Here is a 23,102-nt window from a genome sequence, read left to right on the forward strand (position 1 = left end):
CCGGTGCGGACACGCGGGCAGGCGCTCCTCGCCGCGATCGTCGTCTACGTCGTCGGTCTGGTCGTCTGCGGGATGCTCCTCGGCGTACGAAACCTGTACGCCGGGGAGCCTCCCCGTGTCTCCGGCGAGCGGGTGACCGGCACCGCCCAGGTCGGCGCGTGCGACCGGGTCGGTCCGGTCAGCACCGCTGGACTCGGCTACTGGTGGGACTGCGAGGTCACCGTCACCCTGTCGGACGGGCGTACCGTGTCGTCGGTCGTCGGCCCGTCGATCGTCACCCCCGAGGACCGGGACCGGCCCCCCACCCTGGTCGGCTACTGCTCCCGGACGGAGCCGGACGACTGCTCGTTCACCCAGGAAGGCCGTAACCTGCTCCTCGGCCTTCTCGCCTGGGCCGCCACACTGCTGTCGCTGGCGGTGCTGGCGATCACCGCGTTTGTCGGCGGCACCGCCCTGTTGATCGGTCTGCTCGGCCCGACCCGTGCCCTGCGCTGGTTCGGCAGGCGGTCACCCGGCGCGGAGCGGACTCCGCAGTCGCAGACTCCGCAGTCGCCGCCGCCTGAACCGTCACCCGTCGACTCGCCGTACGAGCCGTTGGCCAGGATGGCCCCGGGAACCGGTTCGCTGCTGATCCGTTTCTGGTACCCGGATCCGCTCGCTCCAATCTACGAACAGAGCCGCCCGAGGCTGTCGGTCGACGGCACCGACCTCGACGTCCTCAACTGGTCCACCCACCGCTTTCCGGTGGCGCCGGGACAGCACCGGGTGGCGGTGTCCGCTCTGCTCCCGGACGGCGCCGTGATCGGCGGGGTCACCGCGACGGTGACCGTACTCGACGGCATCGAGACGGTCGCCGAGTACGAAGCCCCGGCCGACGCCACCGCCTCCGGCGTGCTACGGGTCGAGGCAGCGGACCCCGCCGGCACCGACGCGGCGGAGGACTCGTTCCCGAGGTCCGGCTGGCGGTTTCTGCTCGCGGTGGTCGCACTCAATGTCGGGCTGTGCTGGCTGCTCTCGACGTTCCTCTGACGCCCGGCAGCGCCAGCGCAAGCGTGCGGTCCCGGACGGCGTCGAGCCGGTGCTCCCCGACCGGCCCGACCTATCGGCTGCTCCGGTGCCGGCGGACGGCGTCCCGGTTGGCGCAGCGGGGCGAGCAGTAGCGCTGCCGGCCGCCCCGGGAGGTGTCGACGTAGATGGTCCGGCAGTCGTCGGCGGCGCAGCGGCCGAGCCGGGACATGCCGCGCCCGGCGAGGTGCAGGGCGGTACCGACGCTGACCAGGGCCCGCAGCACCGTGCCGAGCGGTACGCCGTCGTCGCGGTAGTGCAGGTGCCATCCGGTGCCGCCGTGGTCGGTGAGTCGGGGGTACGCCGAAGCGGCCGCCAGCAGCCGGTTGACCAGGGCGGCCCGCTGCGTCGGATCGGTGGCGTCGACGATCTCGGTCCACTGGTCGACCAGTTCCAGCGCCACGGCCAGGTCCGCTTCCCCGACCGGCATGTCGAGCACCAGCCCGGCGGCGGCGCACCGGCGTACCAGGTCGGGCAGGGAGTGGGGGCGCTGGTTGGCCAGGTCGGCGGCGAGTCGTACCGCGTCCTGCCCGTAAGGGTTGAGATGCACAACGCCATTACAGCAGGCTCGGACCATGAGCGACGAGAACGGGCACCACTGGCAGACCCGGTCACGTCACCGGACCAGTGACGGGATCGTGAGCTACCAGTCGTGCCACTGCGGGATGTGGCGCCTGCTGCCCGGGACGGCACGACCGTCGGCGCTGGCGACCCGGGCAGCCGGCCGTACCTTCGCGGTGGGCCGAAGGAGCGGGGTGGTCCTCCGACCCGCGACCGGACCGGACGAACCACCCCGCGTTCTCCGCGCTGTGCTCAACTTCCGTTCGAGGCTCCCGCGACGACGACGATGAGGACGAACCAGAGCACGGTGAGTGCGGTGAAGACGATGCCGAGCCAGAAGCCCGCCTTCGCGAGTCCGCTGCCCTGCTCGCCGGTCTGCTGGATCTGCCGCTTCGCGACGACGCCGAAGACGATGCCCAGTGGTGCGAAGATGAAGGCGAAGACCAGGGAGAGGATCGCCATCACATTGGTGCCGCGAACCGCCCCGCCGGCCTGCTCGGCCGCCCCGCCCGTGGTTTGCGCTGCCATCTCTCCTCCTCGATGTGGATGTCCACACCGGACTTACCCAGGACGGTGCGATCGATAACGCCCGGCGGCCGGCGGATGCCGCTCTTCTACCCCAGGGGTCCGACCTCCGCCTCGATCGCCGCCCGCAGCTCGGGACCGGCGACCACCGCACGGGCCGCCTCCATCGCCGGGGCGAGGAAGATGTCCGGCCCCGGCTCGCCGACGGCCTCCCGCAACGCCGCCAGCGCCGCCCGGCCGGCCGGGGACGGGGTGAGCGGGGCCCGCAACTGCAATCCGCGTACCCCGGCGATCAGCTCCACCGCGAGCAGGCTGGTCAGGTTCTCCAGCACCGTACGCAGCTTCTTGGCCGCCGCCCAGCCCATCGAGACGTGGTCCTCCTGCATGCCGCTGGTCGGCAGCGAGTCGACCGAGGCGGGCGCGGCGAGCCGCCGGTTCTCCGCCACGATGCCGGCGGCGGTGTACTGGGCGATCATCAGCCCGGAGTTGACCCCGGCGTCGGGGGAGAGGAATGCCGGCAGTTCCCGGGACCGGGTGACGTCGAGCAGCCGGTCGACCCGGCGTTCGGCGATCGCCCCGACCTCGGCGGCGGCGATGGCCAGGAAGTCGGCGGCGAAGCCGAGCGGGGCGCCGTGGAAGTTGCCGGTCGACTCGACCCGGCCGTCCGGCAGTACCACCGGGTTGTCCACCACCGAGCGCAGTTCCCGGCCGGCGACCTGGTCGACGAAGGCGAGGGTGTCCCGGGCCGCCCCGGCGACCTGCGGGGCACAGCGCATCGAGTACGCGTCCTGCACGGCGTGCGACAGGTCGTCCCGATGCGAGTCCATAATGGACGAGCCCTGGAGCAGCCGGTGGATGTTGGCCGCCGAGAGCGCCTGCCCCGGATGCGGGCGGATCGCGTGCAGCTCCGGCAGGAACGGGCGCTCCGAGCCGAGCATCGCCTCGATGGCGAGTGCCGCCGTCACGTCCGCCATGGTGAAGAGGTGACCGGCGTCGGCGACCGCCAACAGCAGCATCCCGAGCATTCCGTCGGTGCCGTTGACCAGCGCCAACCCCTCCTTGGCGGCGAGCGTCACCGGGCGCAGCCCGGCGGCACGCAGCGCCGCCGCCGCGTCCTGCCGGCTGCCGTCCGGGCCGACAACCCAGCCCTCGCCGAGCAGCACCAGCGCGCAGTGCGCCAGCGGGGCGAGGTCGCCGGAGGCGCCGAGCGAGCCGTGTTCCGGCACCCACGGGGTGATGTCGGCGTTGAGCAGGTCCGCGAGCGCCTGCGCCAGCTCGGGGCGTACCCCGGAGTGGCCGAGCGCGAGCGAGCGGATCCGCAGCAGCATCATCGCCCGGACCACCTCGCGGGGCATCGGGGCGCCCACCCCGGCGGCGTGCGAGCGGATCAGCGCGTGCTGCAACTCGGCCCGCCGATCCGGCGTGACGAAGGTGTTGGCGAGCGCGCCGAACCCGGTCGAGACGCCGTAGACCGGGCGGCCGGTCTGCTCGATCCGGTCCACGATCGCCCGGCTGGCCGCCATGGCGTCCAGTGTGGAGGGACCGAGGACGACCGTGGCGGTCCCGCGGGCCACCGCCAGCACGTCGGCCGGGGATATCCCGGTGGGCTGGACGGTGACGACGGGTCGGGTCACTGTTGACATTGCGGTACTCCGTTGTGCAGGACCTGGCTGATCAGTGGAACACCGGGCCGGTAGGCCAGGTGCAGATAGGAAGGCGCGTCGAGGATGCTCAGGTCGGCCGGTACCCCCGGCCGGAGCACCCCGGCGTCCGCGCGGCGCAGGGCCCGCGCGCCACCGGCGGTGGCCGCCCAGACCGCCTCCGCCGGGGTCATGCCCATCTCCCGGACCGCGAGCGCCACGCAGAACGGCATCGACGAGGTGTACGACGACCCCGGGTTGCAGTCCGTCGCCAGCGCCACCGTCACCCCCGCGTCGAGCAGCCGCCGCGCGTCCGGGTACGGCGACCGGGTGGAGAACTCGGCGCCGGGCAGCAGCGTCGCCACCGTCTCCGACATCGCCAGCATCTCCACGTCCACATCGGACAAATGGGTGCAGTGGTCGACGCTGGCCGCGCCCAGCTCCACCCCGAGCTGCACCCCCGGCCCGGGACCGAGCTGGTTGGCGTGCACCCGCACCCCCAGCCCGGCGGCCTGCCCGACGGTGAGGATCGCCCGCGCGTGGTCGGCGTCGAAGGCACCCCGCTCGCAGAAGACGTCGATCCACTTCGCGTACGGCAGCGCGGCCCGGAGCATCGGCCCACAGACCAGTCCGACGTAGTCGTCCGGGCGGTCGGCGTACTCCGGCGGCACCACGTGCGCACCGAGGAACGTCGTCTCGGCGGTGAACTCGGCGGCGATCCGCAGCGAGCGGGCCTCGTCGGCGACGGTGAGGCCGTACCCGCTCTTGATCTCGATCGTGGTGGTGCCCTGCCGGACCGCCTCGGCGCGCAGCCGCCCGACGGTCTCCCGGAGCCGGCCGTCGTCGGCGGCCCGGGTGGCGGCGACGGTGGTCCGGATCCCGCCCCCGGTGTACGGCTCGCCGGCCATCCGGGCGGCGAACTCGGTGGCCCGGTCCCCGGCGAAGACCAGGTGGGCGTGGCTGTCCACGAACCCCGGCAGCACAGCCCGGCCGTCGGCGTCGATCCGCCGGTCGGCGGCCGGGGCGTAGCGGGCCGGGCCGATCCAGGCCACCTCGCCCTCCTCGACCAGCAGCGCCGCCTTGCGGCGGATGCAGAGCGGCCCGCCCTCGCCGATCCCGGTGTTGGTGACCAGTTCCCCGATGTTGTCGATCAGCAGGTTCACGGCGTCACCGCCGCGATCGCCGCCGACAGTTCGGCCGGCACGTCGAGCCGGACGTGCCGGCTCTCCCGCACCACCGGCCGGCCGTCGGTCAGCACGTCGGTCACGTCGGCCGCGCCGGCCGCGAAGAAGACCCCGACCGGCGGCACCCCGGCGGTCCGGGCACTGTCCAGCCGGACGGTGACCAGGTCGGCCCGGTCGCCGGTCGCCAGGGTGCCGGCGTCCGGCCAGCCCAGCGCGGCGTGCCCGGTCTCGGTCGCGGCGCGCAGCAGCTCGGCCGGGGTGAAGTGGCCCCGGGTCAGGGTGGCCAGCCGCAGGTTCAGCTCCACCGCCCGGGCCTCCTCGAAGAGATCCAGCACGGCGTGGCTGTCGCTGCCGAGGCTGATCGCGACTCCCTCGTCGGCCAGCCTCCGGAACGGCCCCACCCCGTCGGCCAGCTCCCGCTCGGTGGTCGGGCAGGCGCAGACCCCGGTACCGCTGGACCCGAGCACCCCGACGTCCGGTTCGGACAGGTGGGTGGCGTGCACCGCCGTGGTGGCCGGGCCGAGCACGCCGGCCTCGGCCAGCAGCGCGGTCGGGCTCTTCCCGTGGTACGCCAGGCACGCCTCGTTCTCGGCCGGCTGCTCCGAGAGGTGCAGGTGCAGCGGGGCGGCCCGGTCCCGGGCCCAGCCGGCCACCTCGGCGAGCTGGTCGGCCGGGACCGCCCGGACCGAGTGGATCGCCGCACCGAGCCGGGCGTGCCCGCCGGCCGGGGTGAACTCGGCGACCCGCCCGGCCCAGCGCGCCGCGTCGCCGTCGCCGAACCGCCGTTGCGGCCCGGCCAGCGGCTGACCGTCCACTGTGGCGGTCAGATAGCAGGTGTCCAGCAGGGTGAGCCGGACCCCCGCCTGGGCGGCGGCCTCGACCAGCGCCGCGCCCAGCACGTTCGGGTCGGCGTACGGGACGCCGCCCGGGGCGTGGTGCAGGTAGTGGAACTCGCCGACGCAGGTGATGCCGGCGAGCGCCATCTCGGCGTACGTGGCCCGGGCCAGTGCGAGGTAGCGCTCCGGGTCGAGCCGGTCGGCGACCGCGTACATGGTGTCCCGCCAGGTCCAGAAGTCGCCCCGGCCGCCGTGGCCGCGCCCGCGCAGCGCCCGGTGGAAGGCGTGCGAGTGCGCGTTGGCCAGCCCCGGCAGGGTCAGCCCGGGCAGCCGGCGGGCGTCCGGCGGCGGCACCGGCACCCCGGGCGTGACCGCGCCGAACCGGCCGTCGAGCACCTCGATCAGCACCTCGGCGTCGGGCTCGGGGCGGTCCGGCAACCAGGCGTACTCGGCGTGGTAGCGCGCCGGATCGGAGCCGGTCATCCGGCGGCCAACTGGGCGAGCAGGTCGGCCAGCCGGCGTACGCCCTCGGCGCAGTCGTCGTCCTCGGCCGCCTCGGCGGGGGAGTGCGACACCCCGGTCGGGTTCCGCACGAAGAGCATCGCGGTCGGCACGTGCTCGGCCAGGATCCCGGCGTCGTGCCCGGCGGCGGTCGGCAGCACCGGTACGCCCTCGGCGAGCCGGAACGCCTTGACCAGTCCGCCGTCGAACTCGACCGGCGGGCTGAGCGACTCCCGGGTGACCGTCAGGTTCGTACCGTCCCGGCTGGCCCGGTCGGCGGCCTTGGCGCGTACCCCCTCGACCAGTGCCTCCAGGGTGCCGGCGTCGGCGGCCCGGGCGTCCAGCCAACCGCGGACCCGGGCCGGGATCGCGTTGGTGGCGTTCGGCTCCACCTCGACCCGGCCGACCGTGGCGTGCGCGCCGCGCAGCCGGGCCTCCTTGTTGGCGGCCAGCACCGTGAAGGCGTAGGTGAGCATCGGGTCGCGCCGGTCGGCCATCCGGGTGGTGCCGGCGTGGTTGGCCTCGCCGTCGAAGTCGAGCCGCCAGCGGCCGTGCGGCCAGATCCCGCTGGCCACCCCGACCGGCGCGCCGAGGTCGACCAGCGCCCGGCCCTGCTCGACGTGCAGCTCGACGAAGGCGCCGATCCGGCCCAGCAGCTCCGGCCGGGCCCCCGCCGGCCGGCCGCCCATCGCCTCGGCCAGGCTGACCCCGGCGGAGTCGGTCAGCGCCGCCGCCCGCGCCGGGTCGAGCGCCCCGGTGAGCAGCCGGGAGCCGAGACAGGGTACGCCGAATCGCGAGCCCTCCTCCTCGGCGAACGCCACCACCCCGACCGGCCGGCGGAACTCCCGGCCCTCGTGTCGGAGTGCCCGGATCGCCAGCAGGGCGCTGACGATGCCGAGCGGGCCGTCGTAGCCACCGCCGTACGGGACGGAGTCGAAGTGGCTGCCGAGCAGGACGGCGTCGCCCCGCTCGGGCGGCGGCCCGTACCAGGCGATCAGGTTGCCGTTGCCGTCCGGCTCGATCGCGTGCGCCCCGTCGGCCTCGGCGACGCCGCGGAACCACCGCTCCAGCTCGCGTACCGGGTCGGTGAAGCCGTACCGGAGGTAGCCGCCGGTGCCCGGGTCGCGGCCGATCGGGGCGATCTCCGCCCAGAGCCGGGGAAACCAGGTGTGCACGGGGAACGGGTTCGACGTCAACGCCGCCTACCCTTCGGCCATCGGGATGCGCAGATCGCCCCGGGCGGCGGCCGCAGCCGCCTCCGGATAGCCGGCGTCGACGTGCCGGAGTACGCCCATCGCCGGGTCGTTGCGCAACACCCGCTCGATCTTCTGCCCGGCCAGCGGGCTGCCGTCGGCGACGCAGACCTGCCCGGCGTGGATGGAGCGGCCGATGCCGACCCCGCCGCCGTGGTGGATGCTCACCCAGGAGGCGCCGCTGGCGGTGTTGACCAGCGCGTTCAGCAGCGGCCAGTCGGCGATCGCGTCGGAGCCGTCGGCCATCGCCTCGGTCTCCCGGTAGGGGGAGGCGACCGAGCCGGCGTCCAGGTGGTCCCGGCCGATCACCACCGGGGCGGTCAGCTCGCCGCTGGCCACCATCTCGTTGAACCGGACCCCGGCCCGGTCCCGCTCGCCGTGGCCGAGCCAGCAGATCCGGGCCGGCAGGCCCTGGAAGGCGACCCGCTCGCCGGCCAGCCGGATCCACCGGGCCAGCGACTCGTTCTCGGGGAAGAGGTCGAGCACCGCCCGGTCGGTGGCGGCGATGTCGGCCGGGTCGCCGCTGAGCGCCGCCCAGCGGAACGGCCCCCTGCCCTCGCTGAAGAGCGGCCGGATGTACGCCGGCACGAAGCCGGGGAACGCGAACGCCCGGTCGTACCCGCCGAGCTGCGCCTCGCCCCGGATCGAGTTGCCGTAGTCGAAGACCTCGGCGCCGCCGTCGAGGAAGCCGACCATCGCGGCGACGTGCTTGACCATGGCGGCCCGGGCCCGCTCGGTGTACTCGGCCGGCTTCGTCCGGGCCAGTTCGGCGGCGTCGGCCAGCTCCACCCCGTCCGGGACGTACGAGAGCGGGTCGTGCGCGCTGGTCTGGTCGGTGACGACGTCGATCTCGACGCCCCGGCGGAGCAGCTCGGGGAAGACGGTCGCGGCGTTGCCGACCACCCCGACCGAGAGCGCCCGCCGCTCCCGCTTGGCGGCGAGCACCTGGTCGACCGCCTCGTCGAGCGAGCCGGCCACGGTGTCGAGATAGCGGGTGGCGACCCGGCGGGCCAGTCGCTCCGGGTCGACGTCGACGACCAGGCAGGCGCCGCCGTTCATGGTGACCGCGAGCGGCTGCGCGCCGCCCATCCCGCCACAGCCGGCGGTCAGGGTCAGGGTGCCGGCCAGCGTGCCCCCGAACCGCTTGGTCGCCACGGCGGCGAAGGTCTCGTAGGTGCCCTGGAGGATGCCCTGGGTGCCGATGTAGATCCAGGAGCCGGCGGTCATCTGGCCGTACATGGTCAGGCCGAGCTCTTCGAGGCGGCGGAACTCGGGCCAGTTCGCCCAGTCGCCGACCAGGTTCGAGTTGGCGATCAGCACCCGGGGCGCCCACTCGTGGGTCCGGAGCACCCCGACCGGCCGGCCCGACTGCACCAGCATGGTCTCGTCGTCGGCGAGCGAGCCGAGCGTGCGGACCAGCGCGTGGTACGACGGCCAGTCCCGGGCCGCCCGGCCGGTCCCGCCGTAGACGACCAGGTCGTCGGGGCGTTCGGCCACCTCCGGGTCGAGGTTGTTCATCAGCATCCGCAGCGCCGCCTCCTGCGGCCACCCGACGGCGGTCCGGGTGGTGCCGCGGGCGGCGCGGATCGGCTCGGGCATGGCAACTCCTCCTGCGGTGGGAACGGTTCGATGCTGCTCTGCGGTGCGGGGCGGTGGGGTCGGATTGGTGAACTGTCGGTGGCTATCCGACGAACAACTGGCGGCGGGCGGCGGACTGCTCGAACTCCTCCAGCCGGCGCTGCGCGTCGGCGGGTGCGGCGTCGCAGATCGCCTGGAGCAACACCATCGACAGCGCCATCGGGGCGGTGTGCAGGTCGAAGACGAGCTGGGCGCCGACCGCGGCCGGCAGCACGATGTCGGCGTACTCGGCGGCCGGGCTGACCGCCGAATCGGTGATCACCACCACCGACATCCCGGCCGCGCGGGCCTCCCGGAGCGCCTCCAGCGACTCCCGGGGGTAGCGGGGCAGCACGATGCCGAGCAGTGCGCCCGCCCCGGCCGCCCGGGCCTGCTCCAGCCGGTCGGTGAGCAGCGTCCCGCCGGAGTCGAGGACCCGTACGTCCGGATGCACCTTCGCCGCGAAGTACGCGAAGTAGCCGGCGAGCGGGGCGGCGGCGCGCAGCCCGAGTACGACCAGCGGGCGGCTGCCGGCCAGCAGCGTACCGGCGGCGGTCACCGCGTCCCGGTCGGCGAGCTGCTCGGCGAGCCGGTCCAGGTTGTCGGCCTCGGCGCGGATCGCCCGCTGCGCCTCGTTGCCGGCCGGGACTCCGGGATCGAGCCGGCCGGTGCCGACGGCGGCGATCTCCCGGAGTCGGCGGCGCAGCGCCGGGTAGCCGTCGTAGCCCAGCGCCATGGCGAACCGGGTCACCGAGGGCTGGCTGACCTTGGCCAGTTCGGCGACCTCGGCCGCGGAGAGATAGGCGGCGGAGGCGGCGTGTTGGACCAGGCTGTGCGCGATCCGGCGCTGCGTCGGGGTGAGCCGGATGCCCTGGAAGAGGTCGAGCACGCGGTCCGTCGGCGACGCCCCGATGACAGCACTGTCATTCACAGGAAGACTCTATGCATAAAACAATTCAGAGGGCAATGGGAGACCCCGAAGTGGGGAAACCCGCCGGGTGGACGGTACGAATTTCCGGCGTGCGATCGCCCGCACCCGCCTCGCCCCGGTTGCGGCGTTCCCCAAGCGGCTCATGCGGGTGGCCAGGCACGACGCCCGGGTGATCAGCGTCTCGGCCAGGTGGCTGCTCACCTCCCGCGAGCACCACAACTACACCTACGACCTGACCAAGCTCAGCCGGGAACACCTCGCCTGGTTCGTCAGCGTGACCTGCGACGTGCCGGTCAAGCAGGTGCGGACGTACCTCACCGAGATCGAGCAGGACGAGCCGCTGCGGCGGCACATCCAGCAGGCCACCGCCGCCGCGGGCCGGCGCGGCCTGGCCGACCGGCGCGTCCGGTACGCCCGCCGGATCGGCTGGTACGCGATCGTCCGGGCCACCCGACCGAGGCACATCGTCGAGACCGGGGTCGACAAGGGGCTCGGCACCTGCGTGCTCGCCTCGGCCCTGCTGCGCAACGCCGCCGACGGCGAGCCCGGCCGGGTCACCTCGCTGGACATCAACCCGGAGGCCGGTTACCTGGCCAGGGCCGAGCCGTGGGCCAGCGTGGTCGACCTGGTGATCGGCGACTCGCTCGCCTCGATCAGGGCCCTGGACCGCCCGGTCGACCTCTTCCTGCACGACAGCAACCACAGCACCGGGCACGAACGCCGGGAGTTCCAGGCCGTCTCCGCGAAGCTGGCCCCCGGGGCCCGGCTGCTCACCGACAACGTCACGGTGACCAACGTGCTCGCCGAACACGCCGAGAAGACCGGCCGCCGGTTCCTCGCCTACCGGGAGACCCCGGCCCAGCACTGGTACCCGGGCGACGGGATCGGCATCGCCTGGTGACGGCCGGCTCCCGCCCTCCGGGCGGACGGCCCGAGACACCGGCCGCCGGGAGCGCTGTGGCAGGGTGAACGCCATGCGGCTGGTCTCCGTGCACACGTACCCGGTCAAGGGCTGCTACCGGCGCGACCACGACGCGGCCCGGGTCGAGCCGTGGGGCCTGGCCGGCGACCGGCGCTGGATGATCGTGGGCGACGACGGCACCGCCGTCACCCAGCGCCAGGTGACCGGGCTGGTCGCCATCCGCCCGGAACTCCGCCCCGGCGGCCTGCTGCTGCGCGCCGCCGGCCGGCCCGCCCTGGAGGTCGCCGAGCCGACCGACGGCGAGCCGATCGCCGTACGCGTCTTCTCGAACATGCCGGTGGTGCCGGCCCGGCGGGCGGAGCCGGCGGCCGACGACTGGCTCTCCCGGCTGCTCGACCGCAAGGTCCGGCTGGTCTGGCTCGGCGATCCGACGGTACGCCCGATCCCGGACGCCGACCTGGTCGATCCGGCCGACCGGGTCAGCTTCGCCGACGGCTACCCGCTGCTGCTGGCCAACCGCGCCTCGCTGGACGCACTCAACGAGTCCCTGCTCGAATCCGGCAACGCCGAGGCGCCGCTGCCGATGAACCGGTTCCGCCCCAACGTGGTGGTCGGCGGCGCCGACCCGTGGGCCGAGGACGGCTGGACCGGCCGCCGGCTGCGGATCGGCCCGGTGACGTTCCTGGTGGCCAAGCCCTGCGGCCGCTGCCTGGTCACCACCACCGACCAGGAGACCGGGGTACGCGGCCGGGAACCGTTGCGCACCCTGGCGAAGTACCGCCGGATCAACCGGCAGTTGGTCTTCGGCCAGAACCTGGTCCCGGTCTCGGCACCCGGCCCGGACGGGCTGGTCGGCACGCTGACCGTCGGCGACCCGGTGGAACTGGCGAGCTGACCCCGGTAGCCATCGGCACCGGTCGAACGCCCTGGTCCGGGCCTTGCGAAAGGCGCGGCGGCTAGGGCAACATGCCCCGGATGATCGAGCCGGAGCCTCCCGACAATCCGAACGGTACGGACCGGACCACCACCGGCCCCGCCGGAATCGCCGGAGCTGCCGTGCCGCCCGGCGGCGATCCCGCCCCGACCGCTCGGCCGGTCCGGCGGAGGATGTCCCGGCGCTGGCTGGCCGGCTGGTCCGCCGCGCTGCTCGCCGCCGTCCTCGGGCTGGTGCTCGTCTGGCAGTTCTCCGACTCGGCCGCCTGCGCCGCCGCGCTGGCCGCGCCGCCGCTGGAGCGTGCGGCGCCGCCGTCCGGCGCGACGGTCTACAAGGGAAAGGCGTCGCACTACGACGGGGGAAGCTCGGGCGGCAACTGCTCGCTGCCCGGCCCGCCGGCCAACCGGCTCTACGCGGCGCTCGGCTCCAGCCAGTACGCCGGCTCGGCCGCCTGCGGCAGCTTCCTCGACGTCACCGGCCCGAAGGGCACCGTCCGGGTGATGGTGCTGGACCGCTGCGCGGGCTGCACCAACAACAAGATCGACCTGTCCAGGCAGGCGTTCGCGAAGATCGCCGACCTCTCCGCAGGCATCGTCCCGGTGCGTTACCGGGCGGTGGTCGACCCGCCGCTGCCCGGCCCGCTCACCTTCCGGCTCAAGAGCGGCGTGTCGCGATACTGGTTCGCCGTGCAGGTTGGCAACCACGGGAACCCGGTGAAGTCGGTCGCGGTGCAGCGCGCCGGTTCGAGTTGGCGGGCGGCGAAGCGCGGCTCCGACAACTACTGGGTGGTCGACGGCGGAATGGGCCCGGGGCCGTACTCGATCCGGGTGGTCGACGTCTACGGCCACGAGGCGGTCGGCACCGGAATCCGGCTGGCACCCCGACAGGTGCAGCGCAGCACGGTACGGAGGTACCCGGCCACCCCGGCCGCCGCCGGCTCGGCGAGCCCGTCGGCCCCGCCCGCCCCCGCCAGCCCCGCCCCGACCGCGTCGCCGACGCCCGCCCCGGGTACGCCGACCGGTGCCGACCCGGCCGGACAGGCGGTGGCGGGCGCTGCCGGCGGTCCGGCACCGGTCGCCTGCGGCTGACCCCGACACATCAGCCCCACCGTGCGGTCGGGCAGGAGAACCGCCCCCGGCCTCTCCCCGTCGCCGACGGGAAGGCGCCGGACGGTCAGTCCAGCGGCAGCCACATCTGGATCTCGTCGCGGTCGTCGCCCGGCCCGACCCGGAGCGCCCCGGGCAGCCGGCCGACCTCCCGGTAGCCGAGCCGCCGGTAGAACTCCTCCACGCCCCGGCCGTCCCGGACGGTCAGGTGCAGCGCCTCCCAGCCCGCGTTCCGGGCCACCTGCTCGGCCTCGCGCAGCAGGGCCTGGCCGTAGCCGTACCCCTGGTGGTCGGGGTGCACCATCACCCGCTTCAGCACGCACCAGTGCGCCTTGAGGTGGAACCGGTTGTCGGTGAGGAAGAGCAGCGCGACCAACTCGTCGCCCCGGTAGCCGACGAGCAGCTGGTCCGGCCCCTCGGCCGCCGCCCCGAGGGTGGCCAGCGCGAACGGCCGGACGTCGTCCTCGGAGACCGGGCCGACGAAGCCGACCGCCCCGCCGGCGTTGGTCACCGCCGTCCAGAGTCGGACGATCTCGTCGCGCAGGTCGGGGGTCGGCGGCGGATCGAGTACGAAACGGATGCCCACCCGGGTCATCCTCGCCGGCCCGTCGGGAGGCCCCGCCGGCCCGCGCGCCGGGCGTGACGGTGCTAACAAGTGCGGGAGAGGGGAGTCGAACCCCTACGCCCGAAGGCACAGGAACCTAAATCCTGCGTGGCTGCCATTACACCACTCCCGCTCGCGCTCAAAGTCTAGACCGCTGGCGGGCTCAGTCCAGGCCGAGGTCCCGGCGGAGTTTGGCGACGTGCCCGGTGGCCTTGACGTTGTAGAGCGCCCGCTCGATCCGGCCCTCCTCGTCGATGACGAAGGTCGACCGGATCACGCCGGTGATCGTCCGCCCGTACGACTGCTTCTCGCCGTACGCCCCGTACGCGACGAGCACCTCCCTGTCCCGGTCGGAGACCAGCGGGAAGGTGATGGCGTCCCGCTCCCGGAACTTCGCCAGCTCGGCGGGGGTGTCCGGTGAGATGCCGACCACCTCGTAGCCGGCGGCCTGGAGGGAGGCGAGCGAGTCCCGGAAGTCGCAGGCCTGCGTGGTGCAGCCCGGGGTCATCGCCCTCGGGTAGGCGTAGAGCACCACCTTGCGGCCACGCAGTTCCTTGAGCGAGAGCGTCTCTCCGGTGTCGGTGGGCAGCGCGAAGTCGGGCGCGGCGTCCCCGGGGGCGAGGCGGATCGGCGAGGTCATGGCCACGACTCTATCGCCAGGTGGACCGGAGATTGCGGTTGGTGTACAGCTCTTGCAAAATCTTGGCAATAGCGACGGCCGAGTCCTACGCTGAGCCGGCCGGCGGGACGGATCCCGCACCGGCACCTGGGAGGTGGCGTGGACAGCCTGGCAATGCACATCTCGAACGGAATCATCAACGGTCCCGTGGCGGCGGCGTTCGGGGCGCTGGCCCTGGCGGCGCTCGCGCTGTGCGTGCTCCGCGGTCGGCAGGACCTCGACGACCGGCTCGCCCCGATGGCCGGGCTGGTCGCCGCGTTCATCTTCGCCGTCCAGATGCTCAACTTTCCGATCTTCACCGGCGCGGTCAGCGGCCACCTGCTCGGCGGGGCACTCGCCGCCGTCCTGGTCGGACCCTGGGTCGGGGCGCTCTGCGTGGCGGTGGTGCTGATCGTCCAGTCGCTGATCTTCGGCGACGGCGGGGTGGCGATGCTCGGCCTCAACATCACCAACATGGCGCTGATCGGTGTCGCGGTCGCGTACCTGCTGATCGCGCTCCTGCTGCGGATCCTCCCCCGTACCGTGACCGGACTGGGCGTGACCGCGTTCGTCGCCTCGGTGCTGAGCGTGCTGGTCGCCTCGCAGGGCTTCGTCCTCCAGTACTGGCTCGGCGGCACCACCGACGTCGGCAGCAGCCTCGGCGGACTGGCCGGCACGATGGCCGGGGTGCACCTGCTGATCGGCGTCGGCGAGGGTCTGATCACCGCGACCACAGTGGTCACCGTGGCGAAGGTCCGGCCCGACCTGGTCTACGCGCTGCGCTCGCTGCGTCCGCTCCCGACCGCCGACCACCTGCCGCTGACCGGAGGTACCCGATGACGACCGGAGGCACCCGGATCTCGAAGCGCTCCGGCGCGTTCATCCTCGGCGGCCTGCTGGTCGCGCTCCTCCTCGCCGGGGTGGTCAGCAACTTCGCCTCGGCCCACCCGGACGGGCTGGACTCGTCGCTGCGCGAGGGCTGCACCTTCGACGCGGACGACAACATCACCGGCGGCAGCTGCCCGGCCCAGGAGGCCGAGGAGCACGAGCTGGCCGACTCGCCGCTGGCCGACTACGGGGTCCGGGGCATCGACAACGCGTTCCTCTCCACCGGGCTCTCCGGGGTGCTCGGGGTGCTGATCACCTTCGCCGTCGGCGGTGGCCTGTTCTGGCTGACCCGGCGCCGCCCGACCGCCGCCCCGGCGGCAGCCACCGCCGCCGGAGCGGGCGCCGGGAGCGGTACGCCGGCACCGCGCGGCACGGGTACCCCGGCACCGCGCGGCGGTGACGGGTCGACCGTGACTCCCGCCGCCGGTCGGACCGGTACCGACGGCACCGAGTAGGAGCGCCACAGATGGGAGCCGGGCACGCGCACGTGCTCTACCGGGAGCGGACGTCGGCCGTGCACCGGCTGCCACCCGAGGTCAAGATCGTGGCGATGGTGGTCTTCACCCTCGCCGTCGTCGCGACTCCCCGGGAGGCGTTCTGGGCGTTCGGCGGCTATCTCGCGCTCGTACTGCTGGTCGCCGGAGTGTCCCGGGTCGGGCTGCGCTGGCTGGCCAGCCGGTCGCTGATCGAGCTGCCGTTCGTGGTGTTCGCGTTCGCGCTGCCGTTCCTCGGCACCGGCGAGCGGGTGAACTGGCTGGGGCTGGAGCTCTCCGTCGACGGGCTCTACGGCGGCTGGAACATCCTGGCCAAGGGCACCCTCGGGGTGCTCGCCTCGCTGCTGCTCGCCGGCACCACCACGATGCGGGACCTGATCCTCGGGCTGGACCGGCTGCACTGCCCGCAGATCCTCACCCAGATCGCCACCTTCATGCTGCGCTACCTGGACGTACTGGTCGGCGAGGCGCGGCGGATGCGGGTCGCCCGGATCTCCCGGGGTGACGACCCCCGGTTCCTCTGGCAGTTGCGCGGCTTCGGCGCGGGGGTGGGCGCACTCTTCCTGCGCGCCTTCGAGCGGGGCGAGCGGGTCTATCTGGCGATGGTCTCCCGGGGCTACCAGGGGCGGATGCCGGCCGCCTGGCTCGGCACGGGTGCGGCCAGCACCCGGCACTGGCTGGTCGCGGCGACGGTGCCGCTCGCCGCGACCGGCATCGCCGCCGCCGCGGTCGTGCTGGGATGATCGGGTACGTGCACAGCACTCCCGCCGCCGACCCGCCGTCCCTGGACGTCCGCGGCGTGCGGTTCAGCTACCCCGACGGTCAGGTCGCGCTGCGCGGCGTCGACCTGACCGTCCCGCGCGGCGAACGGATCGCCCTGCTCGGCCCGAACGGCGCCGGCAAGACCACCCTGGTGCTGCACCTGAACGGGATCCTCGGCGGCGGTGCCGGCACGGTCACCGTCGGCGGGCTGACCGTGGACCGGGACCGGGCCACCCTGGCCGAGATCCGCCGCCGGGTCGGCATCGTCTTCCAGGACCCCGACGACCAGCTCTTCCTGCCCACCGTCGCCGAGGACGTGGCGTTCGGCCCGGCGAACCTCGGCCTGCGCGGCGCCGAGCTGGCCGAGCGGGTGACCGAGGCGCTGGACGCGGTCGGGATGGCCGAGCACCGGGACCGGGCGCCCCAGCACCTCTCCTTCGGGCAGCGCCGTCGGGTGGCGGTCGCGACCGTACTGGCGATGCGCCCGGAGATCCTCGTCCTGGACGAGCCCTCCTCCAACCTCGACCCGGCCGCCCGCCGCGAACTGGCCGGCATCCTGCGCCGGCTGCCGGTGACGCTGCTGATGGTCACCCACGACCTGCCGTACGCGCTGGAACTCTGTGACCGGTCGGTGATCCTGGACACCGGCCGGATCGTCGCGGACGGGCCGACCGCCGAGATCCTCGCCGACGCCGAGCTGCTCGCCCGGCACCGCCTGGAACTGCCGTACGGCTTCGACCCGGCGGTGGCCGCCCGGCAACTCGCCGCCAACGGCTAACCGCTGACCGCCGGTTCGTCGGCGTACCGTCCGCCGTTGCCGTTGCCGTTGCCGGCGGCGGCGGTCGGGTCGGGTTCCTCCGCCGGCAGGGCCACCGACCAGCGGCGGGTCGGCCGTCGAGGGGCGCCCGGGCCGGCCGGACCGACGCCGGACGACCGGCCGGTGGCGCGCAGCCGCAGTATCCCGGCCACGGCCAGCCCGCCGCCGACCGCGATCACCGTCGCGATCAGGACCCGGGCCCACACCGCCGGCCACGGCACCGGCACCACCGAGCGGACGAAGACGGCCGCGTTCGTCACCCCGGTGAAGAGCGCCAGACAGGTACCGGCCAGCGCCAGCGCGAAGTCGCCGGACGGTCGACGGGTCAGCGCGTACGCCCCGGCGGCCAGCGCGCCCGCGCCGGTCAGGGTGGGCCAGAGCTGCCCCGTGACGAGTCCGAGCAGCATCCCGCCGAACCCGGCGTCGGCGCCCCGGGCGAGCGCGAAGCCCAGCGCCGCCACCCCACCGACGACCGCGAGTACGGCCAGCGCGACGGTGATCCGGCGGCCGGGTCGGGAGTTGCGGGGCAGTACCCCGAGTGCCCCGATCGCCAGCGCACCGAGCAGGCCCATGCTCCACCAGGGGAGCGGGTCGGGTGGCGGCAGCCAGTCGAGCGTGCCGCGTACCTCGATGGGGTGCAGTCCGTCGCGCAGCGGCACCACCCAGTCGCGGACCCGGTGCGGCCGGTCCGGGGCGGCGGTGACCTGGGGCGGCGGCGACTCCTCCAGCCAGCGGCTGCGCTGATCGTGCCAGCGGACCACGGGCTCGGTGCCGACCCGTCGCCAGGACGGCGGCCGGGTCGGGTCGGTCCCGGCCGGCAGCGGCGTGTCTCCGGCGAGGGTCCGGTTCAGGTACGTCGCCGGGGAGGCGGTGTTCTCGTAGACGCCGTCGGGGCGGATCTCCAGGTACGGCTCCCCGGCGTAGCCCAGCACCTCGACCGTGCGACCGGTCCGGTTCTCCAGTTCGAGCCGGGCGCCGCCCTCCACCACCCGGACCCGCAGCCCCGGCAGCGCCGGAGTGACCGAGGTCACCTCGGCCCGGTAGTCGGTGCCGTCCGGGGTGTCGGCGGCGTGCGCGGCGGCCGGCGTCGCGGACCCGAACACGCCGACCAGACCCACCGCCAGGGCGATCCCGGCGCGGGCCAGCCCGCCGAGGCGACGGCAGCCGGGTCCGGGGCGGGTCACCTGCCGGCCGCCGCCACCGCCGCGCTGATCGCCTCGGCGCTGGCCTGCACCTGCTTGCCGTTGACGAGCACGGTCGGGGTGCCGGTCACTCCGGCCCGGGCAGCCTCGTCGGTCACGTGCTCCGTCCACTTCTCGAAGGTATTCTCCCGGACGCAGTTGCGGAAACTGTCCCCGGCCAGCCCGATGCTGGTGGCGACCTCGACGAGTTGTTCGTCACTGAGTCCGGCGCCGCCCTCGGGTGGCTGACGGTCGAAGAGCGCCCTCGCGTACTCCCGGAACTTGCCGCTCTGCGCCGCGCATCCGGAGGCGGCGGACGACCGGGTCGAATACTCGGTGCTGGAGAAGCGGTTGAGGAAGGCCACCGGGTGGTAGGTGACCCGGATCTTGCCCTCGGCGACGAGCTGGTCGATCGTGCCGCCGGCCTGCTGCTCGAAGGTGCGGCAGATCGGGCAGATGAAGTCCTCGTAGACGTCGACGTTGACCGGTCCGGAGCCGAGCACGATGCCGGTGCCCTCCGGGTTGGCCCCGCCCGGCGGGGTGAAGTCGCCCGAGTCCTGGCTGGCCGAGACGCCCCAGCCGATCAATCCGGCGATGACCAGCACGACGACCACGCCGACCGAGGTCCACAGGGTGCGCTTGCGACGTCGTTCCCGGGCCATCTGCTCGCGTACGACCCGGGCGGGTCGGCGTTGCCCCTTGCGGTTCCGGTCACTCATCGTCGCTCTCCTCCTCGCGGGTGTCCCGACCCAGCGCCGCGTCCACCGAGAACCGGGTACGCGGCCAGACCAGCAGGAAGCCGGCGAGCACCAGGAAGCCCACGTCGCGCAGGACCTCCGTCCCGTACGTCGGGTCCTGGCCGGCGGCGAGGTCGCCGCCGCTGCCGAAACATCCGCAGTCGATGGAGAGGCCACGGGTCCAGGCCGAGGCGATCCCGGCGATGAAGATCACCAGGAGTGCCGCCGAGATCCCGGCCGCGAGCCGGGTGGCGAGCCCGACCAGCAGGATCAGCCCGAGGGCCAACTCCACGAAGGGCAGGGCCGCCCCGATCACCACCGCCAGGTCGTACGGGAAGATCTTGTATGCGCTGACCGCCCGGCCGGAGCCGGCGAGGTCACCGACCTTGGTAGCGCCGGCGGCCAGCCACACGGCGGCGAGGCCCAGCCGGGCGGCCGTGCCGAGCCACGGCCGGGCGGCCCGCCAGCGGCGGTGGCCCGGCGCCGGGGCGCTTGCTGTGGTCCGCTCAGTCACAGTCATTAGTCGTCTTGGTCGGTGTGCGGGTTTCCGGCCCCGGTGTGGCATCGGTCATCCGAGCCGCCGTACCGGGTGAGATCACGCTCACCAACGCTAGGGGGCATTACGGTTACAGGTGGGCATTACCGGGCAGAACGTCCGACCGGCACCCGGCTCTGGCCCGTTGGTCGAGCCGATTCGCGGGGTCTCCGCCCCTGATCGACCCCCGGCCGCCGCACAAATCCCGGACCGATGTCGCGAGTTCGGGAACTTTTTCGGGTCCGCCGCCGACTATCGGTCGTGATACCTGACTGGACCGGGCTCGCGCGCCGGGCAGCCGACCACCTGTGCGCCGTTCCGCGCGCCGGTCGCCGGCCGCCCGCCGATGGCCGTCGGCTCGACCCGGCGGCGGTCGGACCTGGGTCGGAGCCGGCGGCGGTCGGTCGTGGGTCGAAGCCGACGGCGGGTGATCGTGGGTCGAAACCGGCGGCCGGTGCTCGTCGTCCGGGGCCGGCGGCCGGTGATCGTAAGTCGTCGGACGGTGTGATCGAGGCGGACCCGGCGTGACCCGAGGTCGCGCGAAGCCGGGGTGGTCGGTCACGATATCGGGCATGATTGCTGCGAATCGTCGATGGTTGGCCCGCGCCGGCGCCAGTCTCGGCCTGCTGCTGGCCGCCCTCGCCCTGCTGCTGGGTCCGGCCGTCCCGGCCAGCGCGCACGCGGTACTGGTGAGCAGCAGTCCGGCCGCCGACGCGGTGCTCTCCAACGCGCCCGCCGAGGTGGTGCTCACCTTCAGCGAGAGCGTCCGCGAGGTACCGGACAAGATCCGGGTGCTCGGCCCGGACGGTAGCCGGGTGGACCGGGGTGACCCGACCTTCAACGGTGCCGTGATCACCATCCCGGTCGACCCGTCCGGAGCCCAGGGCAGCTACCTGGTCAGCTACCGGGTGATCTCGGCGGACAACCACCCGGTGGCCGGCGCGTACACCTATTCCGTCGGTGCCCCGTCGACGCCGCCGTCCGACAGCGACGCCGACGACATCCACCCGGCGGTGGGCGCGGCGGTACGAATCTTCAAGGCCGTCGGCTACGTCGGCCTGCTGCTGCTGATCGGTCCGGTGATGGTGCTCAGCCTGCTCTGGCCCCGTCGGCTCGACCGGCGCGGCCCCGCCCGGCTGATCTGGACCGGCATCGGGCTGATCGTGCTCTCCACCCTCGCCGGGCTCTGGCTCCAGGTGCCGTACACCACCGGTGGCGGGCCGTTCGCGGTCGACGGCGCCGCGCTCGGTGACGTACTCGGCAGCACCTTCGGGGCGGCCCACCTGGTGAGGCTCGGCATCCTGGCCGCGACGGTGATCCTGCTCCGTCCGTTGATCAGCGGCCGGGCCGGCCGGGGCGACCACATCCTGCTCACCGTGCTCGGCGTGGCAGGTCTGGGTACCTGGCCGATCGCCGGGCACGCGGCGGCCTCGCCGGTACCGGCGGTCTCGGTCGTGGTCGACGCGGTCCACCTGGCCGGCATGGCGGTCTGGCTCGGTGGACTGGTCATGCTCGGCGGGTTCCTGCTCCGCCGCGCGAACGACCGGGAACTCGACGCGATCCTGCCGGTCTGGTCCCGCTGGGCGACCGTCGCCGTCTCAGCGCTGCTGCTCGCCGGGATCGTCCAGGCCCTGATCGAGGTGGGTACGCCGTCCGCGCTCGTCTCCACCACGTACGGCCGACTGATCATCGCCAAGGTGGTGCTCTTCGCGGCGGTGATCGCGGTGGCCGCGTACTCGCGGCAACTAGTCCGGCGCCGCCTGCTGGCCGACGACCCGACCGAAGCGACCGAAGCGGCGGCCTATCCAGCCGACCCGTCGGACCCGTCGGACCCGTCCGACGAGGTGGATGACGCCGTCGCGCCGGATCGGCGGACCGACGACGGGACGGACGAGTGGGACGCCGAGTGGGAGGACGGGGCCGGGCGGGACGGCCAGGGGTCGTCGGAGGACTCCGCACCGGAGGGCCCGGGCCACGGCCGGGACGAGCCGGCCGGCCCGGACGGCGGCGAGGAATCGGCCGCCACAGAGCGGGCGACCCGGGGCGCCCTCCTGGCGACCGCCGCCAGAACGCTCGTCGCCGACCCACCCCGGCCCGCCGCGTCGGCCAGACGGATCCGTCGGGCGGTCTGGGTCGAACTCGCGATCACCGCGGTGGTGCTGGCCCTCTCCGCCGTACTGGTGCAGACTCCGCCGGCCAGGACCGCGGGCGAGTACGGCGACGCCGGTGGCCCCGGCTACTACACCACCACGCTGACCAGTTCGCTCTACTCGTTGCAGGTCGAGGTGGACCCGGCCGGGGTCGGCAGCAACTCGGTGCACCTCTACGCGTACACGCCGGACAACAAGCCGCTGCCGGTGGTGGAGTGGAAGGCCACGGCCGCGCTGCCGGAGCAGGGCGTGGAACCCATCGAAATCCCACTGCTGCCGCTCACCGACAACCACGCCACCGGCGAGATCAGCCTGCCGACGGCGGGCAACTGGCAGCTCAGCTTCACGGTCCGGCTTTCGGACATCGACCAGGCCACGGTGACCAGCACCGTGCCCATCACCTAGAGAGGTACATCATGATCCGTCACCGTCGGGTTGCGCGCGCCGCCGCCCTCGTCCTCGGAGCAGCCGTGATCGGCGTGTTCGGGGTGGCCTCGTCGGCCTCCGCGCACGTCACGGTGAACCCGAAAGAGGCGACCCAGGGCGGTTACGGTCGCGTGGCGTTCCGGGTACCGACCGAGAGCGACACCGCGTCGACCGTCAAGCTGGAGGTGACGTTCCCCGAGGACGCGCCGCTCGCCTCGGTCTCCACCATGCCGGTTCCCGGCTGGACCGTGGCGGTCGAGAAGCGCAAGGTGGACCCGCCGGTGGAGGTGCACGGCAGCCAGGTCAGCGAGGTGGTCTCGAAGATCACCTGGACGGCGGCGGCGAACGCCGGGATCAAGCCGGGAGAGTTCCACGAGTTCCCGGTCTCGATGGGACCGCTGCCCGAGGTCAAGCAGCTGGTGTTCCGGGTCGTCCAGCACTACTCGGACGGCACCACGGCGCGCTGGATCGAGCCGCCGGCCGCCGACGGTACGGAGCCGGAGAACGACCCCGCCCCGGTTCTGAAGCTGCTTCCGGCGGCCGGGAACGGCACCCCGGCGAGCGCCGGCCCGGCCGTGGTGCAGCAGCAGCCGGCATCGTCGAACGAGGACGACGGCGACGGGGCCGCCCTCGGCCTGGCGATCGCGGGCCTGGTAGCCGGCCTCGCCGGCCTGGCGCTGGGCGGGCTGGCATTCGCGCGTACCCGACGGGAGGCCACGCCGCCCACCGCCTGATCCCACGACACCTCTGCACCCACCGGTGTCCTCGCTGGCCC

At 73.8% G+C, this 23,102-nt stretch carries 23 protein-coding genes and 1 tRNA gene; 10 read left to right on the forward strand and 14 right to left on the reverse strand.

Translation table 11 applies throughout. The annotated features are described in order from the left end of the window. Window positions 1-3 precede the first annotated feature (3 nt). Window positions 4-1,029, forward strand: coding sequence for a DUF6346 domain-containing protein (locus C6W10_RS12385; protein ID WP_107258195.1), 1,026 nt, complete (start codon window positions 4-6; stop codon window positions 1,027-1,029). 70 nt (window positions 1,030-1,099) lie between these two features. On the opposite strand, the gene C6W10_RS12390 is transcribed toward C6W10_RS12385, so the two are convergent. The 8 genes from C6W10_RS12390 to C6W10_RS12430 all read right to left on the reverse strand — a co-directional run bounded on the left by C6W10_RS12390 (window position 1,100) and on the right by C6W10_RS12430 (window position 10,113). Then, complete coding sequence (locus C6W10_RS12390; protein ID WP_107258196.1) at window positions 1,100-1,615, reverse strand: CGNR zinc finger domain-containing protein; 516 nt, start codon at window positions 1,613-1,615, stop codon at window positions 1,100-1,102. 263 nt (window positions 1,616-1,878) lie between these two features. Beyond that, the gene (locus C6W10_RS12400; protein WP_107267904.1) at window positions 1,879-2,154 is read right to left on the reverse strand and encodes a DUF4190 domain-containing protein; all 276 of its coding nucleotides are present in this window, start codon (window positions 2,152-2,154) and stop codon (window positions 1,879-1,881) included. Window positions 2,155-2,240: 86 nt separating this feature from the next. Continuing rightward, entirely contained in the window at window positions 2,241-3,794 is a 1,554-nt protein-coding gene (gene hutH, locus C6W10_RS12405) for a histidine ammonia-lyase (RefSeq protein WP_107258199.1), read from the reverse strand. Beyond that, entirely contained in the window at window positions 3,782-4,954 is a 1,173-nt protein-coding gene (hutI, locus tag C6W10_RS12410) for an imidazolonepropionase (RefSeq protein WP_107258200.1), read from the reverse strand. Before hutI ends, hutH begins: the two co-directional genes overlap by 13 nt. Continuing rightward, window positions 4,951-6,294, reverse strand: coding sequence for a formimidoylglutamate deiminase (locus tag C6W10_RS12415; protein WP_107258201.1), 1,344 nt, complete (start codon window positions 6,292-6,294; stop codon window positions 4,951-4,953). Before C6W10_RS12415 ends, hutI begins: the two co-directional genes overlap by 4 nt. Further along, a complete protein-coding gene (locus tag C6W10_RS12420; RefSeq protein WP_234361724.1) occupies window positions 6,291-7,508 on the reverse strand; it encodes an allantoate amidohydrolase in 1,218 nt (405 codons plus the stop codon). The genes C6W10_RS12415 and C6W10_RS12420 overlap by 4 nt, the downstream gene beginning before the upstream one ends. Window positions 7,509-7,514: 6 nt before the next feature. Further along, the gene (gene hutU / locus C6W10_RS12425) at window positions 7,515-9,164 is read right to left on the reverse strand and encodes a urocanate hydratase (protein WP_107258203.1); all 1,650 of its coding nucleotides are present in this window, start codon (window positions 9,162-9,164) and stop codon (window positions 7,515-7,517) included. An 82-nt stretch (window positions 9,165-9,246) separates the two neighbouring features. Further along, on the reverse strand, window positions 9,247-10,113 hold the full coding sequence (locus C6W10_RS12430; protein ID WP_107258204.1) for a MurR/RpiR family transcriptional regulator: 867 nt from the start codon (window positions 10,111-10,113) through the stop codon (window positions 9,247-9,249). Between the two features lie 67 nt (window positions 10,114-10,180). On the opposite strand from C6W10_RS12430, the gene C6W10_RS12435 reads away from it, so the two are divergent. The 3 genes from C6W10_RS12435 (at window position 10,181) to C6W10_RS12445 (ending at window position 13,057) form a co-directional block, all read left to right on the forward strand. Beyond that, window positions 10,181-11,014: a class I SAM-dependent methyltransferase gene (locus tag C6W10_RS12435; RefSeq protein WP_107258205.1), complete on the forward strand. Its 834-nt coding sequence runs from the start codon at window positions 10,181-10,183 to the stop codon at window positions 11,012-11,014. 73 nt (window positions 11,015-11,087) lie between these two features. Next, complete coding sequence (locus C6W10_RS12440; protein ID WP_107258206.1) at window positions 11,088-11,930, forward strand: MOSC domain-containing protein; 843 nt, start codon at window positions 11,088-11,090, stop codon at window positions 11,928-11,930. Between the two features lie 80 nt (window positions 11,931-12,010). Next, the gene (locus tag C6W10_RS12445; protein ID WP_234361725.1) at window positions 12,011-13,057 is read left to right on the forward strand and encodes an expansin EXLX1 family cellulose-binding protein; all 1,047 of its coding nucleotides are present in this window, start codon (window positions 12,011-12,013) and stop codon (window positions 13,055-13,057) included. An 85-nt stretch (window positions 13,058-13,142) separates the two neighbouring features. Here C6W10_RS12445 and C6W10_RS12450 read toward each other — a convergent pair whose 3' ends face one another. The 3 genes from C6W10_RS12450 to bcp form a co-directional block, all read right to left on the reverse strand. Beyond that, window positions 13,143-13,661, reverse strand: a complete 519-nt coding sequence (locus C6W10_RS12450; RefSeq protein ID WP_107263892.1) for a GNAT family N-acetyltransferase — start codon at window positions 13,659-13,661, stop codon at window positions 13,143-13,145. Window positions 13,662-13,731: 70 nt separating this feature from the next. Further along, a tRNA-Leu gene (locus C6W10_RS12455) sits at window positions 13,732-13,812 on the reverse strand. Between the two features lie 30 nt (window positions 13,813-13,842). Then, the gene (gene bcp, locus C6W10_RS12460; RefSeq protein ID WP_107258207.1) at window positions 13,843-14,319 is read right to left on the reverse strand and encodes a thioredoxin-dependent thiol peroxidase; all 477 of its coding nucleotides are present in this window, start codon (window positions 14,317-14,319) and stop codon (window positions 13,843-13,845) included. A gap of 138 nt (window positions 14,320-14,457) precedes the next feature. Between bcp and C6W10_RS12465 the strand changes: the two genes are divergently transcribed. The 4 genes from C6W10_RS12465 to C6W10_RS12480 are packed head-to-tail and all read left to right on the forward strand — an operon-like array spanning window position 14,458 to window position 17,259. After that, window positions 14,458-15,177: an energy-coupling factor ABC transporter permease gene (locus C6W10_RS12465; protein WP_199853340.1), complete on the forward strand. Its 720-nt coding sequence runs from the start codon at window positions 14,458-14,460 to the stop codon at window positions 15,175-15,177. Next, window positions 15,174-15,680, forward strand: a complete 507-nt coding sequence (locus C6W10_RS12470; protein WP_369938315.1) for a PDGLE domain-containing protein — start codon at window positions 15,174-15,176, stop codon at window positions 15,678-15,680. The genes C6W10_RS12465 and C6W10_RS12470 overlap by 4 nt, the downstream gene beginning before the upstream one ends. An 11-nt stretch (window positions 15,681-15,691) precedes the next feature. Beyond that, window positions 15,692-16,462 (forward strand): cobalt ECF transporter T component CbiQ, encoded by a 771-nt coding sequence (cbiQ, locus tag C6W10_RS12475; RefSeq protein ID WP_107258209.1) that lies wholly within the window; start codon window positions 15,692-15,694, stop codon window positions 16,460-16,462. Continuing rightward, window positions 16,459-17,259: an energy-coupling factor ABC transporter ATP-binding protein gene (locus tag C6W10_RS12480; protein ID WP_107258210.1), complete on the forward strand. Its 801-nt coding sequence runs from the start codon at window positions 16,459-16,461 to the stop codon at window positions 17,257-17,259. Before cbiQ ends, C6W10_RS12480 begins: the two co-directional genes overlap by 4 nt. Here the strand turns inward: C6W10_RS12480 and C6W10_RS12485 are convergent. The 3 genes from C6W10_RS12485 to C6W10_RS12495 are packed head-to-tail and all read right to left on the reverse strand — an operon-like array spanning window position 17,256 to window position 19,736. Then, window positions 17,256-18,482: a hypothetical protein gene (locus C6W10_RS12485; RefSeq protein ID WP_199853917.1), complete on the reverse strand. Its 1,227-nt coding sequence runs from the start codon at window positions 18,480-18,482 to the stop codon at window positions 17,256-17,258. The two genes, C6W10_RS12480 and C6W10_RS12485, sit on opposite strands and share 4 nt — an antisense overlap. Continuing rightward, window positions 18,479-19,198, reverse strand: a complete 720-nt coding sequence (locus C6W10_RS12490) for a thioredoxin domain-containing protein (RefSeq protein WP_107258211.1) — start codon at window positions 19,196-19,198, stop codon at window positions 18,479-18,481. The genes C6W10_RS12485 and C6W10_RS12490 overlap by 4 nt, the downstream gene beginning before the upstream one ends. Next, window positions 19,191-19,736 (reverse strand): DoxX family protein, encoded by a 546-nt coding sequence (locus C6W10_RS12495; RefSeq protein ID WP_107258212.1) that lies wholly within the window; start codon window positions 19,734-19,736, stop codon window positions 19,191-19,193. The genes C6W10_RS12490 and C6W10_RS12495 overlap by 8 nt, the downstream gene beginning before the upstream one ends. Before the next feature lie 578 nt (window positions 19,737-20,314). On the opposite strand from C6W10_RS12495, the gene C6W10_RS38490 reads away from it, so the two are divergent. After that, on the forward strand, window positions 20,315-22,306 hold the full coding sequence (locus tag C6W10_RS38490; protein WP_234361898.1) for a copper resistance CopC/CopD family protein: 1,992 nt from the start codon (window positions 20,315-20,317) through the stop codon (window positions 22,304-22,306). An 11-nt stretch (window positions 22,307-22,317) separates the two neighbouring features. Beyond that, entirely contained in the window at window positions 22,318-23,061 is a 744-nt protein-coding gene (locus C6W10_RS12510; protein ID WP_107258213.1) for a YcnI family protein, read from the forward strand. Window positions 23,062-23,102 lie beyond the last annotated feature (41 nt).

This window comes from Plantactinospora sp. BB1, from assembly GCF_003030385.1.
In the GTDB taxonomy this organism is placed as follows: domain Bacteria; phylum Actinomycetota; class Actinomycetes; order Mycobacteriales; family Micromonosporaceae; genus Plantactinospora.